Here is a 15,788-nt window from a genome sequence, read left to right as displayed (position 1 = left end):
CCACCTCTAGCTCCGGTCGGATACCATTTTCCCGACCAGCTGTGCCGTGTAGTCCACGATCGGCACAATCCGTCCGTAGTTCAGGCGCGTCGGGCCAATGACCCCCACCGCGCCGATGATCTTTCGATCCGCGTTCATATAGGGAGACACCACCAAAGAGGAACCCGAAAGTGAGAAAAGTTTGTTCTCCGAGCCGATAAAAATGCGCACACCGTCGCCATCTTCGGTCAGTTCCAGGAATTCTGCGATGTCCCGTTTGCGCTCCAGATCGTCAAACAGGCTGCGGATCTTCTCCAGCTCATCCGGAGCCCCCTCTTCCGAGAGGAGATTCGCCCGTCCACGCACGATAAGCCGCGCCTGATCGCTGCCATCATCTTCCCACGCGGCGAGCCCGCTCTCGATCATGTCACTGGCAAGCGTGTCGATTTCCTGCCGGCGTTTTTCGATTTCGGACTGCACGTCCTTGCGCACCTGACCCAGCGTGCGCCCTTCGATCAGCGCATTGAGAAAATTCGCCGCCTCCCGCATCGAACTGGGTGTCTGTCCCGGCGGTGGTGTGAACAGACGGTTTTCCACATGCCCGTCGGAGAACACCAGAACCACCAGCGATCGGTCCTGCGCCAGAGACACAAACTCGATATGGCGCAACTCAGCCTCATGCTTGGGCGTCAGCACCAGAGAAGCACCATGGGTCACCCCCGACAGCGCCGCGCCGACACGGTCCAGCATGCCACTGACGTCACTGGAATTGTCACCCAGCGTCCGGTCGATCGTCTCACGGTCCTGCATGCTGGGATCGCCCATCTGCAGCAACCCATCGACAAACAGCCGCAGCCCCATCTGGGTCGGGATCCGGCCTGCGCTCACATGCGGGCTGTCCAGCAGCCCTAGATATTCCAGATCCTGCATAACGTTGCGGACAGTGGCAGCACTGACCTTCTCGCTCAGCGAACGCGTCAGGGTACGGCTGCCGACTGGCCCACCGGTATCTAGGTAGTTTTCCACAAGAATACGAAACACCTCGCGCGAGCGATCGTTCATGTCTTGAAGTATGGAATTTGCGTCCGTCATCTCAATCCCACTGTTCCCGACAGATACGGTGAACGTACCTCCCCTTTTGTCACTAAAGCGCTTCGCTAGATATGGTCAATGACCCTTGCATCGCCAACCCCCCGGACGGTATCGACGGGGCAACAGCAAAAGGATATCCACATGCGACCCTCCGGACGTGCCCTGAACGAAATGCGCACCGTTACTTTCGAAACCGGCTTTACCAAACACGCGGAAGGCTCCTGCCTGATCAAGATGGGCGATACCCATGTTCTGTGCACCGCCACCATCGAAGACCGTGTGCCGCCATTTATCAAGGGGTCCGGTCTTGGCTGGGTGACGGCAGAATACGGCATGCTGCCGCGCGCTACCAACACCCGTATGCGCCGTGAGGCTGCCTCCGGCAAGCAAGGCGGACGTACAGTCGAAATCCAGCGCCTGATCGGCCGCGCCCTGCGGGCTGGCGTTGATCGCGTCGCCCTGGGCGAACGTCAGATCACCGTCGATTGCGATGTACTGCAGGCCGATGGCGGCACCCGCTGCGCCTCCATCACCGGTGGCTGGGTCGCCCTGCGACTGGCCGTCAACAAGCTGATGAAGGCCGGAGACGTGAAGATGGATCCGCTGGTGGATCCGGTTTCCGCGATTTCCTGCGGCATTTACGCCGGTCAGCCGATCCTGGACCTGGACTACCCCGAGGATTCCGAGGCAGGCGTTGACGGTAACTTCATCATGACTGGCTCCGGCAAACTGATCGAAGTTCAGATGAGCGCTGAAGGCTCGGTCTTCTCCCGGGATCAAATGAATGAATTGATGGACCTGGCCACCAAGGGCACATCTGAACTCGCCGAGATGCAAAAGGCCGCCTGCGCATGACCCGCAAGTTCGAAGGCGACACCTTGTTGGTCGCCACACATAACTCAGGGAAGCTGGGCGAGATCACCGAGATCCTCGCCCCCTTTGGGGTCAAAGTTGTTGGCGCGGCTGCGATGGACCTGCCCGAGCCAGAGGAAACCGAAGACAGCTTTGTAGGCAATGCAAGGATCAAGGCCCATGCAGCGGCGAAGGCCACCGGCCTGCCCGCGCTGTCCGACGACAGCGGTATCACCATCGACGCGCTGGACGGCGCGCCGGGGGTCTACACCGCCGATTGGGCCGAGACCGGTCAGGGACGTGATTTCATGCTGGCGATGACCCGCGCCAATGATGAAATTACCGCAAAAGGGCCAGACGCCCCCCGCAGCGCCCAGTTTCGTTGCACGCTGGTTCTGGCCTGGCCCGATGGCCACGACGAGGTGTTTGAGGGTGTAATGCCCGGTACGCTGGTCTGGCCCATCCGTGGCGAAGGTGGATTTGGCTACGATCCCATGTTTATGCCCGAGGGGTATGACGTGACCTGCGCTCAAATGGATAAGGCGGAAAAGAACCGCATCAGCCACCGAGGCCGTGCATTGGCCCAGTTCGTGCAGGACTGCTTTGGTGGATGATTGGCGGAATGGGGGCTTTGGTCTCTACGTCCATTGGCCCTTCTGTCAGGCCAAATGCCCCTACTGCGACTTCAACAGTCATGTGGTGTCCCAGATCGATCAGTCGGTCTGGGTCACCGCGTACCAGACCGAGCTGCGCCGTATGGGCGAATTGGTCCCTGATCGGCTTCTGAACAGCATCTTCTTTGGCGGCGGCACCCCGTCCCTGATGCATCCTGACACGGTTGCCGCGGTGATCGACACTGCACGTGAGATCTGGCCCTTCGCCAATGACATCGAAATCTCGCTGGAAGCCAATCCAGGATCGGTCGAGGCCGGTCGATTTGCCGGCTATCGCGACGCCGGCGTCAATCGGATTTCCATGGGTATTCAGGCGTTGAACGATGAAGACCTCCGCCGTCTTGGCCGCATTCACTCAGTGGAAGAAGCACGCAAAGCCTTTGACGTCGCCAGGAACTGCTTCGACCGTGTCAGTTTCGACCTGATCTACGCACGCCAAGGTCAAACCCTTGATGCGTGGAAAGCTGAGCTCTCAGAGGCGCTCAGCATGGCGATCGACCATCTGTCGCTTTATCAGCTGACAATCGAAGACGGCACCGCATTTGGGGATCGCTACGCAAGAGGCAAACTGCGCCACCTGCCCACAGACGACAATGCAGCTGACATGTACCTCGCCACCCAAGAGATTTGCGAATCCTACGGGCTACCAAGCTATGAGATTTCTAATCATGCCCGACCGGGCGCCGAGAGCCGTCACAATCTCATTTATTGGCGGTACGGAGACTACCTCGGGATTGGACCAGGCGCGCATGGTAGATTGTCTCTGAACGGCCAGCGGATGGCGACAGAAGCCCCTAAGGCACCAGGTGCTTGGCTTGAAGCGGTTCGCCAAGGAAACGGCACACTCCCATTTGAACGGCTTTCCCAAGAAGATCAGGTCGTCGAACACATGATGATGGGGCTTCGACTACATGAGGGGCTAGACCTTGAGCGCCACGGCAAACTCGCCTCGCCCCCCATTTCCGACGCCAAAATACACGCTCTTCGTGATCTAGGTATGATAGAAATCATCAATAACCGATTGTGTGCGACCTCCCAAGGTCGCGCGGTTCTGAACGCCGTTCTCCGAGAACTCCTAACGGATTGATAAATGAAAGCTATTTACCTCTGCCTTGGTCTTCTCAGCCTCCTTCTGGCAGTGGTGGGCATTGCTCTTCCTCTCCTGCCGACGGTGCCTTTCCTGCTTCTCGCTACCTTCTTCTTCGCAAGATCATCGGAACGGCTACATGTATGGCTTACCAGCCACGGGACCTTTGGCCCGATGATTCAGGACTGGCACGAATATGGCGCCATCCGTCCAAGAGCAAAAAAGGCGGCGACCTTATCAGTCGCCGCCGTTCTTTGCATTTCGCTATTACTTGAACTATCTTTTCATATCATAGCGATACAGGCGATCACCCTTAGTGCGGTGATGATTTTCATTTGGACCCGGCCTAACGGCTAAGACGATTGCACAAGTCATCCAGCTGATCCAAAGTTTCGTAGGATATCGTCACAGCACCGGCCTCGCCGCCTGGTTTGTGATCGATTGATACCTTCATTCGGATCATCGCAGACAAATCAGCCTCCAATGCACGTGTATCGGCATCTTTCTCCGCCTGAGTTTTCGGCTTCTTTGCAGCAGTACTACCGGAGATACCGGCCGCGTCCTTCTTAACCAACGACTCGGTTGCACGAACCGAAAGCCCACCTTTTACGATCTTTTTAGCGAGCTCAGATGCATTGTCTGACGTGATCAATGCTCGCGCATGACCCGCAGACAGTTTTCGATCAAGAACAAGATCTTGAACATCGTCAGGTAGGTGGAGCAGCCGCACCAAATTCGCGATATGGCTTCGGCTCTTCCCAAGCGCCTCTGCCATCTTTTCTTGCGTATGCCCGAATTTGTCCATCAATTGCTTATAGCTCTGAGCTTCCTCGAGAGCATTGAGATCGGAACGTTGAATATTCTCGATGATCGCAACTTCAAACATCTCGACATCAGAATAGTCGCGAATGAGGACAGGAACTTCATGCAGCTGCGCGGCCTGCGCAGCGCGCCATCGACGTTCCCCTGCCACGATCTCGTACATTCCGCCATCGCGTGGGCGCACGATCAAAGGCTGGAGAACACCCTTTTCCTTGATCGACGCGGTAAGATCGTCGAGGTCTTCCTGCAAAAACTGGCGACGCGGCTGATCAGGATTTGCCTGAACTTTCTCAATCGGGACAAGAATTTCAGCATTGCGTGGCGTCCGTACACCATCTGTGCTGACAGGTTCCGCGTTCACGTCGGCCATCAATGCAGAGAGGCCACGCCCCAGGCCGCGCGGTTTGGGTTTCTTATCTGCCATTCTGTGCCCCTTCTATTCTTATTCGGCCGCAATTTTTTGATGTTTAGATATAATCTCATCCGCCAATTGACGATAAGCCTTGGCACCCAACGATGCGGAGTCGTAGTTCAGCACCGGCATGGCATATGATGGCGCTTCGCTAACACGCACATTACGCGGTATCTTGGTTCTAAACACCAAATCACCAAGGTTATCACGCGCGTCCTGCTCCACCTGTTGAGAAAGGTTGTTGCGACGATCGTACATTGTCAACACAACTCCCTCGATCCTCAAACTTGGATTTGCAGCATGACGAACCTCACGAATAGTCAACATCAGCTGCGAGAGCCCTTCGAGCGCGAAAAATTCGCTTTGCAGTGGAATCAAAACAGAATCCGCCGCCACCATCGCGTTAACGGTCAATAGATTGAGAGAAGGCGGACAATCAATCAGGATATAGTCCCAGTCATAATCCGTCATCGCGGGCTGACGAAGCGCATCATGAAGGAGATAGCTACGCTTTTCGTTGGAGAACAGCTCAATATCAGCAGAACTCAAATCCACGGTCGCTGGTATGATACACAGGTCTTCGAGGTCAGTTTGTCGAATAACCGCAGAAAGTTCGACTTCATCCACCAACAGATCGTACGTCGTGTGTTCGCGATCTTCTGCCTCGATTCCCAGGCCGGTAGACGCGTTCCCCTGCGGATCCAGATCAACGAGGAGCACTCTCATACCCTCTTCGACCATGGCCGCGGCGAGGTTAATCGCTGTAGTTGTCTTTCCTACCCCACCCTTCTGATTTGCGATGGCAATAATGCGGGGCGTTCCCGAACGGGACATGTCAGACACGCGCTACTCCCTTGATCTTGAGAATGACAGCCTCAGGCTCAGTAAGACTTGTAATCTCTTCGCACTCAAATCGCCATCTTTTGCGGGCGTTATCCACCTCTTTTTTCCAGTTGGCGCCCTTTGGGAACACTGCAGTCCCAGACTGGGCAAGATGGTGCTCGGAGAACGACAAGAGATCACTCAAATCAGCGAGTGCACGTGCGGAAAGAACATCAGCCTGAATGCCCTCAACCGCCTCTATGCGCTGCGACCTGACAGATACCTTCACGCCACATTCTCTCCCAACATTCCGCAAGAAAGCACATTTGCGCTGATCACTTTCAATCAAAGTGACTTTCATGTCAGGGGCTTTCTCTGCAGCGAGAATAGCGATGATAATCCCAGGAAGGCCTCCGCCGCTTCCAATATCGAGCCAGCTCGTGCCCAATTTTGGAACTCCAAACACCTGAACGCTATCAAGAATGTGGCGCGTCCACAGATCACCCAAGCTGTTTTTGGAAACCAGATTTATCTTTGGATTCCACTTTTCAAGAGTTTCTGCGAATATCTGTAGACGCTCGCATGTTTCACGTGAAACATCATATTTCGATTGAATAACATCAACACTCATGCGGACTTCGCCCGCACACGCGCTTGTCGCTTTAAGTTTCCCAAAATTAGCGCCAAAGCGGCTGGAGTAATGCCATCAATTCGGGCTGCTTGGGAGAGGTTTTCCGGACGGGAAAGACTGAGCTTCTGCCGAAGTTCATGCGAAAGCCCTTCAATCTCGTAGCTAAAGCCTGCCGGAATACTATGTTCCTCGTCCTTCTTCAGCGCCGCGACTTCTTTCTCCTGGCGTTCTATATAGTTGACATAAAGCGAGTCACGAACAATTTGACTTCGAATTTCCGCTTCTGTTGTCGCCAATTCAGGGAAGAGTGGGAGAATTTCGTCAAACCCAACTTTGGGGAAGGCAAGTACTTCCATACCATCACGTTTGTTTCCGTCCTGGTTAACCTGTATTCCAGCACCCAAAAGCTGGTTCGGTGTCAGCTTTGCAGAAGTCAGAACACTTTTGACAGAATTAAGACGTTCCATCTTGCTTTCGAAGATACGGCGCCTCTCTGGCGCAACGCAACCTACGGAAACCCCAAGCGACGTGAGACGCTGATCAGCGTTGTCGGCTCGTAGAGATAGCCTGAACTCAGCACGCGACGTAAACATGCGATAAGGTTCGGTAACACCGTTGGTTGTCAAATCATCAATCATCACACCGATGTAGCTAGAGGCGCGACTAAAGATGATTTTTTCACTTTCCAAACATTTTGCCGCGGCGTTAAGTCCGGCGACAAGTCCCTGCGCGGCTGCCTCTTCATAGCCAGTAGTTCCATTAATTTGGCCAGCAAGATATAGACCTCCTACTTCTCTAAGTTCCAGTGTCGCTTTCAACGCGCGTGGATCGACATAATCATATTCGATCGCATACCCGGGTTGCATAATGACGGCGCTTTCCAATCCAACAATGGAATGGACATACTCTTCTTGAACCTGCTCGGGCAAACTCGTCGAGATCCCATTGGGATATACGGCGTGATCAGAAAGTGACTCAGGCTCAAGAAATATCTGATGAGATGACTTATCTGCGAAACGCACAACTTTATCTTCGATCGATGGGCAGTACCTTGGTCCAATCCCATCGATGTGCCCGCCATACATTGCAGACAGCTCAAGATTCGTACGAATAATATCGTGCGTTTTTTCGTTTGTGTGCGTAATCCCACAAGATATTTGCTGGGCCGATACGGATTTGCTCAAAAAAGAGAATAGAGTAGGATCATCGTCACCAGGTTGTTGATCAAGGATATCCCAGTTGACGGTCCGGCCGTCTAGTCGGGGCGGTGTTCCCGTTTTCAAACGTCCCAACGGTAGATCAAATGACTTCAATCGATCAGCAAGCTTAATTGACGGCTTATCGCCCATGCGACCACCGGATCGAGCAACATCACCGATATGTATGACCCCGTTCAAAAACGTACCAGACGTAAGTACGACAGCTTTAGCTGTGAGTTCAACGTCATCAGAAAGAACTACTCCGGTGACCTCGTTCTCCCCTTTCATAATGAAGTCAACGACTTCACCTTCGACGATGTCTAGATTTCTCTGTTCTTCGGTGGCCCGAAGCATTTCAGATCTGTATATAGCACGATCAGCTTGGGCGCGCGGTCCTTGCACAGCAGGACCTTTGCGACGATTCAGAAGTCTGAACTGAATACCTGCGAGGTCCGCGACGCGGCCCATTACGCCGTCCAACGCGTCGATTTCTCGGACAAGATGTCCTTTTCCCAAACCACCAATTGCAGGATTGCAGGACATAACACCAATACCATCACGGCGGAGCGTTACCATCGCAGTCCGGGCGCCCATTCTTGCCGCAGCGTGGGCTGCTTCGGTTCCGGCATGCCCGCCGCCTATGACGATGACATCGTAATGCGGATGTTTCACGTGAAACACTCCCTACTTTCCTAAGCAAAAACTCGAGAATATCTCGTCCAGAAGATTCTCTACATTGATACGACCTACCAACAGTTCAAGAGCCCGTATCGCAGATCTCACATCCTCGGCCACAATATCATAGAACTCCGGTCCATCGTGGAGGTGTTCCATTGCGCGAGCCAAGCTGTCTGATGAACGTCGCAGTGCGTCACGATGGCGCGTACGTGTCGCAATCCCAGTATGAGCTGACCGATCCTTTAACGTCATAGAAACATGAGTCACAAGTTCATCAACCCCCTGCCCTGACTTTCCGGAGATCGCCCCTTCCGAACTTACTCTCACATCAGCCTTCGGCAAAAACCGGAGATCGCCGGGCTTAAATTCGACGTCGAGTATTTCGTCCTGTTCTGCGAGAAATATACGTAGATCCGCGGCCTCTGCTCGCTCTTGTGCAAGTTTGATGCCTATTCCTTCTACGTGGTCGTCCGTATCGCGAAGGCCAGCCGTATCAAGTAGTGTAACCGGAAGGCCCGCCAGGTCCATACGAACCTCGATAACATCACGGGTTGTGCCGGCGTATTCGGACGTGATTGCCGCATTTCGACCGGCAAGTGCGTTTAGCAGCGTCGATTTTCCTACATTCGGAGCGCCGATGATTGCAACTTCAAAGCCGTCCCGAATTCGCTCCGCTATGGAAACACCGTCAATTTCTCGTTTGAGATCCCGAGCAACGCCATTGAGGAGGTCCGTTACCTCTGGCGTCACATCCACCGGCACCTCTTCATCCGCGAAGTCGATCGTGACTTCAATCAGCGATGCTGCTCGAATCAGGTCAGATCTCCAACGATCAGCGAGCTTGCCCAATCCACCTGACAGAACGACTTGCGCCTGCTTACGCTGTGCTTCGGTCTCTGCATCGATGAGATCTGCGAGACCTTCAACCTGAGTCAAGTCGAGTTTGCCATTATCCATCGCGCGTCGCGTGAATTCTCCCGGCTCGGCGATACGCGCCAAGCCCGTTTCTTCGATCGTCTGCAAAATCGACGATACGACCGCGCTGCTGCCATGACACTGAAACTCGACCGTATCTTCACCAGTAAAGCTGTCAGGCATTGTAAACGACAAGACAAGCGCCTCATCAAGAAGATCGCCATGACTGTCGCTTAAACGCGAAAAAGTCATCCCCCGACTGGGCAATGACTTTCGCGACAGCTTTTCTCCGACGATGCGTGCCTCTGGTCCAGATACACGGATGACGGCGACACCGGCCTTTCCCTGGGCGGTGGCCAACGCAAAGATCGTATCCATGGGATGGCCTCTCTCTCCACCGACGCTGGTCAGGTATTCATTGAATCAAAGAACTCTGAATTTGTCTTTGTTTGCTTGAGCTTAGAAAGAAGGAACTCGATCGCATCTGTGGTTCCCATCGGATTTAGAATCCGACGCAGGACAAATGTCTTGGCGAGATCCACTTTGTCCACCAGCAGCTCTTCTTTCCGTGTGCCAGATTTGAGAATATCGATCGCCGGGAAGACACGCTTGTCCGCAATTTTACGGTCCAGAACGATCTCAGAGTTACCCGTCCCTTTGAATTCTTCAAAGATAACCTCATCCATACGGCTGCCCGTATCGATCAGCGCGGTGGCAATGATGGTGAGCGAGCCACCTTCTTCGATATTACGCGCAGCACCAAAGAAGCGTTTTGGACGTTGCAGGGCGTTGGCATCCACACCACCGGTCAGAACCTTACCCGAGGACGGCACAACGGTGTTGAATGCCCTACCAAGTCTTGTGATCGAATCGAGAAGGATCACTACATCTCGTTTGTGCTCAACAAGGCGTTTCGCCTTCTCGATCACCATTTCGGATACAGCAACGTGGCGCGTAGCGGGTTCATCAAAGGTCGAGGACACGACCTCCCCTTTCACTGATCGCTGCATGTCAGTGACTTCTTCCGGACGCTCATCGATCAACAGAACAATCAGATAGCACTCAGGATGGTTCTGCTCGATCGAGTGCGCAATATTCTGCAACAGAACGGTTTTACCCGTCCGCGGGGGAGCCACGATGAGCGAACGCTGGCCTTTACCGATCGGAGAAACCAAATCGATCACGCGTGCCGAACGGTCCTTCACAGTGGGATCTTCGATTTCCATATTCAAACGCTCATCCGGATAGAGCGGTGTCAGGTTATCGAAAGCAATCTTGTGACGCGTTTTCTCGGGCTCTTCGAAGTTGATCTTCGTCACCGTGGTCAGCGCAAAATAGCGCTCGTTCTCCAATGGAGCCTTGATCTGCCCATCGACCGTGTCTCCGGTGCGCAAGGAAAACTGGCGGATCATGTCAGGCGAGACGTAGATGTCATCCGGGCCCGGAAGATAGTTCGCTTCGGGCGAACGCAGAAAGCCAAACCCGTCCTGCAGAACCTCGAGAACCCCATCCCCGAAAATATTCCAGCCTTCATCCGCGCGCTCACGCAGGATCTGGAACATCATCTCACCCTTGCGCATGGTGGAAGCGTTTTCGATCTCAAGCTCCTCTGCCATGGTCAACAGCGCTTTGGGGCTTTGGATTTTGAGATCAGAAAGGTTCAGAGATTGCTCGGTCATATGCACACGGCCCTTGTTCCCTCTGCCAACAGAGGGCGTCACAGTATAAAATACGGAAAACGCGGGAATCCCGGACGGGTCCGCTTTCACGCTTGATAGTGGGTCTCTGTGAGCGAGTCAAACGCGGCGTTAGAACTTGAAGATGACCGAGATCACGATGACCACCATCAAGAGCGTGGGAACCTCGTTCATAAGGCGATACTGGCGCCCTGTGAGCCTGTTCTGCCCCTCTCTGAAGTCCTTGTGGCGAAACATCAGCCAATGATGAAACCAAGTCATCCCAAGCACTGAGATGCCCTTGGTCCAGGGCCAAAGGTATGACCAGTCCACCAACCCTGGCGTGAACACCATGAACAGCCCTGCAGCCCATGTGACAACGCTTGCTGGCCCCATGATCACTCTGAGGAGTTTGTCCTCCATGGTGAGGAAGATTGGTTTCACCTCTTCGACCTTCTCTGCCTCCTCCACGTGATAGACGAACAGGCGTGGAAGGTAGAATAACCCTGCCATCCAGCTGATCACGGCCATGATGTGGAGCGACTTCGCGTAAGGATAGAGCGTAAACATCAGATCAGTGAGATCCATGACGTGTCCTCATGCTGAGCGGTCCCGTTGGGCCACCCTATATAAATATATAAGTTTTATAAGGATGATGTTTTTGTAGTACACCCCGAAAACAGTGGATTATCGAGTTTTCATACCGGTTCTGCACAGCGTGGATAATCTCAGCGCCCTGTTCCTGCCTTGAGGATGAATTTTTGGTTAACGCCATAAAACATGGGGGCGTTAAGGGTTTCTTTACGAAGGTGAAGGTGGGGATAAGATTGGGAAAAGCTGGGAGTGACCGACTTATCCACTTGTTCAAAGTTATCCCAATACCGGATGGAGGAATCGCGGAGGAATCACCTGAGATTTCGAGGTTTATCCCACCCTTGCGTTGAGGGGGGTAAATCATACAAAACGTCCCTGAATGATCAGACGTTTTCCCATAGGGTTGTCCACATGAATACCCACATCATCTTGGCGTCTCGTTCCGAGATCCGCGCTCAGTTGCTCCGTCAGGCTGGCGTGGACTTCCGCGTAGAGGTCGCGCGCGTTGACGAAGATGCGATAAAGGCCGCGCTGTTGGCCGAGCAGGCTGCACCGCGTGATATCGCGGATACACTGGCCGAAGCCAAAGCACGCAAGGTTTCGGGCAAGTGTCCCGGTGACATGGTCCTGGGGTGTGATCAGGTGTTGGATTTTGAGGGGCGATTGCTGTCGAAGCCAGAAACCGCCGACGATGCGCTGAAACAGCTCCGGGCGATGCGCGGCAAACGTCATATGCTTCTGTCGGCTGCCGTGATTTATAAAGACGGAGAGCCGCTCTGGCGGCACGTAGGTCAGGTGCGACTTGTGATGCGACAGGCGAGTGATGTCTATCTAGAGGGGTACGTCGACCGCAACTGGGACAGTATCAGACATGCGGTGGGCGCGTACAAACTCGAAGAAGAGGGTGTGCGACTGTTTACAACCATTGACGGCAGCTACTTTAATGTCCTGGGGCTACCGATGTTGGAACTCATGAACTATCTGGGACTGCAGGGGATTATCGAACAATGACAGAGCACAAGATCCCGCTCGCTGCTGTGATCGGTTGTCCGATCGCCCACTCCAAATCCCCGCAATTGCATCGACATTGGCTCACGACCAACGAGATTGCGGGACATTATATGCCGATGCATGTGGAGCCAGACGATCTAGAGGCGGTTGTACGCATGATGCCGCGTATGGGCTTTGTCGGAGCAAATGTGACTATTCCTCACAAGGAAGCGATCATGGAGATCGCGGATAAGGTCACGGACCGGGCAAAGTTGATGGGGGCGGCCAATACCCTGATCTTCCGGGAAGACGGGTCTATCGTCGCTGACAATACGGATGGATACGGCTTTATCACCAACCTGCATGAGGGCGCACCCGATTGGGATCCTAAGTCCGGACCCGCGACGGTTTTCGGTGCCGGTGGTGCCAGCCGTGCAGTGATTGCCTCGCTGATCGAAGCTGGCGTGCCTGAGATCCGTATCACCAATCGCACGCGCTCGCGCGCCGAGGATTTGGCAGAAACGTTTGGCGCTCGAATAACTGTCATTGATTGGGTTCAGGCAGGCAACATCATCGAGGACGCGGCACTTATCGTGAATACGACGTCGCTCGGGATGATGGGCCAGCGGCCCTTGCGCGTTCCGTTGGACGGGTTGCACGCCGGGATCGTCGTTACCGACCTGGTTTATGCGCCGCTCAAGACCAAATTGTTGCTCGCTGCCGAAGACGCGGGATGCACGGTCGTTGATGGGCTTGGCATGTTGTTGCATCAGGCTGCCCCCGGATTCGAGCGCTGGTTTGGTCAGCGGCCGGAGGTTGATATGTCTGCGCGTACCGCCGCAACCGGATGACATTTTCGCTAGGATTGACCGGCTCGATCGGAATGGGAAAATCCACGACCGCGACCCTCTTTGCAGAGGCAGGGTGTGCGATCTGGGATGCGGACGCGGCCGTTCATCGACTATATGCCGATGGAGGGGCGGCGGTTGAGCCGATATCTCTTCTGTTTCCGCAGGCCACGCGGGATGGGAGCGTGGATCGATCTGTCCTCAAAGATCTGATATCAAAGGATAAAGATGTCATTTCTCAGCTGGAGGCGATCGTTCATCCACTGGTGAAGGCAGATCGAGAGCTATTCAGACAAACCGCACGCGCCGATATCTTGGTCTTTGACATTCCACTGTTGTTTGAGACGGAGGGCGACGCGGAGATGCACGCCGTGGCCTGTGTCCATGTGGCCCCGGAGGTTCAGCGTGATCGTGTTCTTGCCCGCGGAACAATGACCGAGGACCAGTTTCGGCAGATCCTTGCAAAGCAGCTCCCGATCGCAGAAAAACTGGCACGAAGCGACTACCAGATCGAGACCGATACCCCCGATCATGCCCGGAGCCAGGTGGCAGAGGTGCTTGCAGATATCAGACGGAGAATGGCGCATGCGTGAAATCGTACTCGATACGGAAACCACCGGCTTTGACCCCTTCTCAGGTGATCGCATTGTCGAAATTGGTGCGGTGGAACTGCTCAACCATATGCCTACGGGTGAGACGTTTCATGTCTATATAAACCCGCAACGCTCCATGCCGCATGAGGCATTTGGTGTGCATGGTATCGGGCCTGATCTTCTCGAACCACCACAACCGCCCGGCCCCGGACAGGTGATCCTGAAGGATAAGCCCCTGTTTGCCGAGGTTGGTCAGGCATTCTTGGATTTCGTGGGCGAGTCTCAAATGGTGATCCACAACGCCAGCTTCGACATGAAGTTTCTCAATGCAGAACTGGGATGGATGAACCTGCCTCAGCTGCCCATGGAGCAGGCGATCGATACGCTGGCCATGGCGCGAAAGCGCTATCCCGGCTCGCCGGCCACGCTAGATGCGCTTTGCCGGCGTTTCAGCATCGACAACTCAAATCGGACATTGCACGGCGCGCTTCTCGACTCTGAGATCCTTGCGGATGTCTATCTGGAATTGATTGGTGGACGTCAGCCTGATTTTGGCCTGTCGTCAGGATCCTCCGGCGGTCCAAGTGCGGTGGACCTCAACTGGCGCCCGTCACCACGTCCGGCCCCCCTGCCCTCACGCCTCACGGCAGAGGAAAAAGCCGCACATGAGGAATTTGTCGCCAAGTTGGGCGAAGATGCGCTCTGGGCTTCGACCTCTGAATAAGAAAGGCGCCGCGACCTCTGGTCGCAGCGCCTGACAAAGCTCACAGATGTGAAGCTTTCCAATCAGTTTGGCGTTTCGCTTGCACCTTCGGTCTGACGACGTGCCAGCTCGTTGCGGTAGATCGCCACGAAGTCGATGTTGTCGAGGTTCAGCGGCGGGAAGCCACCGTCGCGGCTGATGTCGGAAACGATACGGCGCAGGAACGGGAACAGCATCCGCGGGCACTCGATCAACAGGAACGGGTGCAACTGATCTTCGGGCACACCTGCGATGTTGAAGATGCCGACATATTCCAGCTCCAGAACAAACAGCACTTCACCGCCTGTTTTGTTCTTGGATTCGATGGTCAGCTTGGTGATGACTTCATACTGGTTTTCGGTGCTGCGCTTCTTGGCATCGAGCGCCACCTGAACGTTGACGTCGGGCTGCACTTCGCCACCGACGCCTTTTTGCGCCATCACGTTCTCAAAGGACAGATCGCGAATGAACTGTCCGATAATGTTCATCTGGACTTGCGGTTGCTCCGCGCCCTCGGCTGCGCCATTTTCGGCCATGGAAATCTCCTGAATTTAACATGTCGCAGCGTGCTTACCAGCTTGGAGAGCCATCCTCAAAGTCTTATTTCGGCCCTTCAACCCAACCGGAGGGATCATCCCGGCGCGGTCGTGGTGTGACCTCTTTATAGTCGCCATCTATGACGTCGCCCCGCGAGTCGGCAGGACGCGGTCGGGCACTGTGGCGTGGGTCTGATCCCATTTGAAATGACGCCACGGTGACCTTGGATCGCAGGTAGGCAAAAGCACGGGTGCGAAATCCGGGAACCAGAAGCAGAAAACCAAATGCATCGGTGAAAAAACCGGGCGTCAGCAACAACGCCCCGGCCAGTAGGATCATCGCGCCATGCGCCAAGGGTTCAGTCGGATCGGAGAGTCTCTCAAATGATCCGCGGAGTTGCCCAAGCGCCAACTGGCCTTGAGTGCGCACGAGCCATGTCCCAAGAACAGCCGTCAATATGACGATGCCGAGGGTCGGCCACAGCCCAATCAGGCCACCGACCTGTATGAACAGGGCGATTTCAATAATCGGCACTAGCAAAAAAGCCAGAAAAAGGGGCATGATAGGCGTCCTCTCTTTAGGGCAGAACGGTGGACTTGGTCCCGCCTGTCACCTACATAAGAGCAGAACACGTCGGTTTCAAAC

18 protein-coding genes are annotated in these 15,788 nt (G+C 54.6%); 8 read left to right on the top strand and 10 right to left on the bottom strand.

The features are described from left to right. Window positions 1–6: 6 nt before the first annotated feature. Window positions 7–1,071: a heat-inducible transcriptional repressor HrcA gene (hrcA, locus tag R1T40_RS16205; protein WP_106162456.1), complete on the bottom strand. Its 1,065-nt coding sequence runs from the start codon at window positions 1,069–1,071 to the stop codon at window positions 7–9. Between the two features lie 141 nt (window positions 1,072–1,212). On the opposite strand from hrcA, the gene rph reads away from it, so the two are divergent. The 4 genes from rph to R1T40_RS16185 are packed head-to-tail and all read left to right on the top strand — an operon-like array spanning window position 1,213 to window position 4,041. Further along, the gene (gene rph / locus R1T40_RS16200; RefSeq protein WP_317384858.1) at window positions 1,213–1,926 is read left to right on the top strand and encodes a ribonuclease PH; all 714 of its coding nucleotides are present in this window, start codon (window positions 1,213–1,215) and stop codon (window positions 1,924–1,926) included. Then, window positions 1,923–2,537, top strand: coding sequence for an RdgB/HAM1 family non-canonical purine NTP pyrophosphatase (gene rdgB, locus R1T40_RS16195; protein WP_317384857.1), 615 nt, complete (start codon window positions 1,923–1,925; stop codon window positions 2,535–2,537). The genes rph and rdgB overlap by 4 nt, the downstream gene beginning before the upstream one ends. Next, the gene (gene hemW, locus R1T40_RS16190; RefSeq protein ID WP_317384856.1) at window positions 2,530–3,684 is read left to right on the top strand and encodes a radical SAM family heme chaperone HemW; all 1,155 of its coding nucleotides are present in this window, start codon (window positions 2,530–2,532) and stop codon (window positions 3,682–3,684) included. Before rdgB ends, hemW begins: the two co-directional genes overlap by 8 nt. A gap of 3 nt (window positions 3,685–3,687) precedes the next feature. Continuing rightward, a complete protein-coding gene (locus R1T40_RS16185; protein WP_317384855.1) occupies window positions 3,688–4,041 on the top strand; it encodes a YbaN family protein in 354 nt (117 codons plus the stop codon). Here the strand turns inward: R1T40_RS16185 and R1T40_RS16180 are convergent. The 7 genes from R1T40_RS16180 to R1T40_RS16150 form a co-directional block, all read right to left on the bottom strand. Beyond that, on the bottom strand, window positions 4,031–4,930 hold the full coding sequence (locus tag R1T40_RS16180; RefSeq protein WP_317384854.1) for a ParB/RepB/Spo0J family partition protein: 900 nt from the start codon (window positions 4,928–4,930) through the stop codon (window positions 4,031–4,033). The two genes, R1T40_RS16185 and R1T40_RS16180, sit on opposite strands and share 11 nt — an antisense overlap. A gap of 18 nt (window positions 4,931–4,948) precedes the next feature. After that, entirely contained in the window at window positions 4,949–5,761 is an 813-nt protein-coding gene (locus R1T40_RS16175; protein ID WP_106162461.1) for a ParA family protein, read from the bottom strand. After that, window positions 5,754–6,371, bottom strand: coding sequence for a 16S rRNA (guanine(527)-N(7))-methyltransferase RsmG (gene rsmG, locus R1T40_RS16170; protein ID WP_317384853.1), 618 nt, complete (start codon window positions 6,369–6,371; stop codon window positions 5,754–5,756). Before rsmG ends, R1T40_RS16175 begins: the two co-directional genes overlap by 8 nt. After that, window positions 6,368–8,251 (bottom strand): tRNA uridine-5-carboxymethylaminomethyl(34) synthesis enzyme MnmG, encoded by a 1,884-nt coding sequence (gene mnmG, locus R1T40_RS16165; protein ID WP_317384852.1) that lies wholly within the window; start codon window positions 8,249–8,251, stop codon window positions 6,368–6,370. The genes rsmG and mnmG overlap by 4 nt, the downstream gene beginning before the upstream one ends. 3 nt (window positions 8,252–8,254) lie before the next feature. Further along, window positions 8,255–9,541: a tRNA uridine-5-carboxymethylaminomethyl(34) synthesis GTPase MnmE gene (gene mnmE, locus R1T40_RS16160; RefSeq protein WP_317384851.1), complete on the bottom strand. Its 1,287-nt coding sequence runs from the start codon at window positions 9,539–9,541 to the stop codon at window positions 8,255–8,257. Window positions 9,542–9,570: 29 nt separating this feature from the next. Next, entirely contained in the window at window positions 9,571–10,842 is a 1,272-nt protein-coding gene (gene rho, locus R1T40_RS16155) for a transcription termination factor Rho (protein ID WP_106162464.1), read from the bottom strand. 129 nt (window positions 10,843–10,971) lie between these two features. Beyond that, window positions 10,972–11,427 carry a CopD family protein gene (locus tag R1T40_RS16150; protein ID WP_317384850.1) on the bottom strand — a complete coding sequence of 152 codons (456 nt, stop codon included), beginning with the start codon at window positions 11,425–11,427 and terminating at the stop codon, window positions 10,972–10,974. Window positions 11,428–11,844: 417 nt separating this feature from the next. Between R1T40_RS16150 and R1T40_RS16145 the strand changes: the two genes are divergently transcribed. The 4 genes from R1T40_RS16145 to dnaQ are packed head-to-tail and all read left to right on the top strand — an operon-like array spanning window position 11,845 to window position 14,588. After that, window positions 11,845–12,444, top strand: coding sequence for a Maf family protein (locus tag R1T40_RS16145; protein WP_317384849.1), 600 nt, complete (start codon window positions 11,845–11,847; stop codon window positions 12,442–12,444). After that, the gene (locus R1T40_RS16140; RefSeq protein ID WP_317384848.1) at window positions 12,441–13,274 is read left to right on the top strand and encodes a shikimate dehydrogenase; all 834 of its coding nucleotides are present in this window, start codon (window positions 12,441–12,443) and stop codon (window positions 13,272–13,274) included. The genes R1T40_RS16145 and R1T40_RS16140 overlap by 4 nt, the downstream gene beginning before the upstream one ends. Beyond that, on the top strand, window positions 13,271–13,864 hold the full coding sequence (coaE, locus tag R1T40_RS16135; RefSeq protein WP_317384847.1) for a dephospho-CoA kinase: 594 nt from the start codon (window positions 13,271–13,273) through the stop codon (window positions 13,862–13,864). Before R1T40_RS16140 ends, coaE begins: the two co-directional genes overlap by 4 nt. Then, the gene (gene dnaQ, locus R1T40_RS16130; RefSeq protein ID WP_317384846.1) at window positions 13,857–14,588 is read left to right on the top strand and encodes a DNA polymerase III subunit epsilon; all 732 of its coding nucleotides are present in this window, start codon (window positions 13,857–13,859) and stop codon (window positions 14,586–14,588) included. Before coaE ends, dnaQ begins: the two co-directional genes overlap by 8 nt. A 62-nt stretch (window positions 14,589–14,650) precedes the next feature. On the opposite strand, the gene secB is transcribed toward dnaQ, so the two are convergent. Both secB and R1T40_RS16120 read right to left on the bottom strand, forming a co-directional pair. Continuing rightward, complete coding sequence (gene secB / locus R1T40_RS16125; RefSeq protein ID WP_106162470.1) at window positions 14,651–15,142, bottom strand: protein-export chaperone SecB; 492 nt, start codon at window positions 15,140–15,142, stop codon at window positions 14,651–14,653. A gap of 64 nt (window positions 15,143–15,206) precedes the next feature. Continuing rightward, window positions 15,207–15,704: an FxsA family protein gene (locus R1T40_RS16120; protein ID WP_317384845.1), complete on the bottom strand. Its 498-nt coding sequence runs from the start codon at window positions 15,702–15,704 to the stop codon at window positions 15,207–15,209. Window positions 15,705–15,788: the final 84 nt, after the last annotated feature.

Source organism: Tritonibacter scottomollicae, assembly GCF_032924845.1.
GTDB classification, from domain to species: Bacteria; Pseudomonadota; Alphaproteobacteria; order Rhodobacterales; family Rhodobacteraceae; genus Epibacterium; species Epibacterium scottomollicae.
This window is presented reverse-complemented; position numbering and strand designations above follow the sequence as displayed.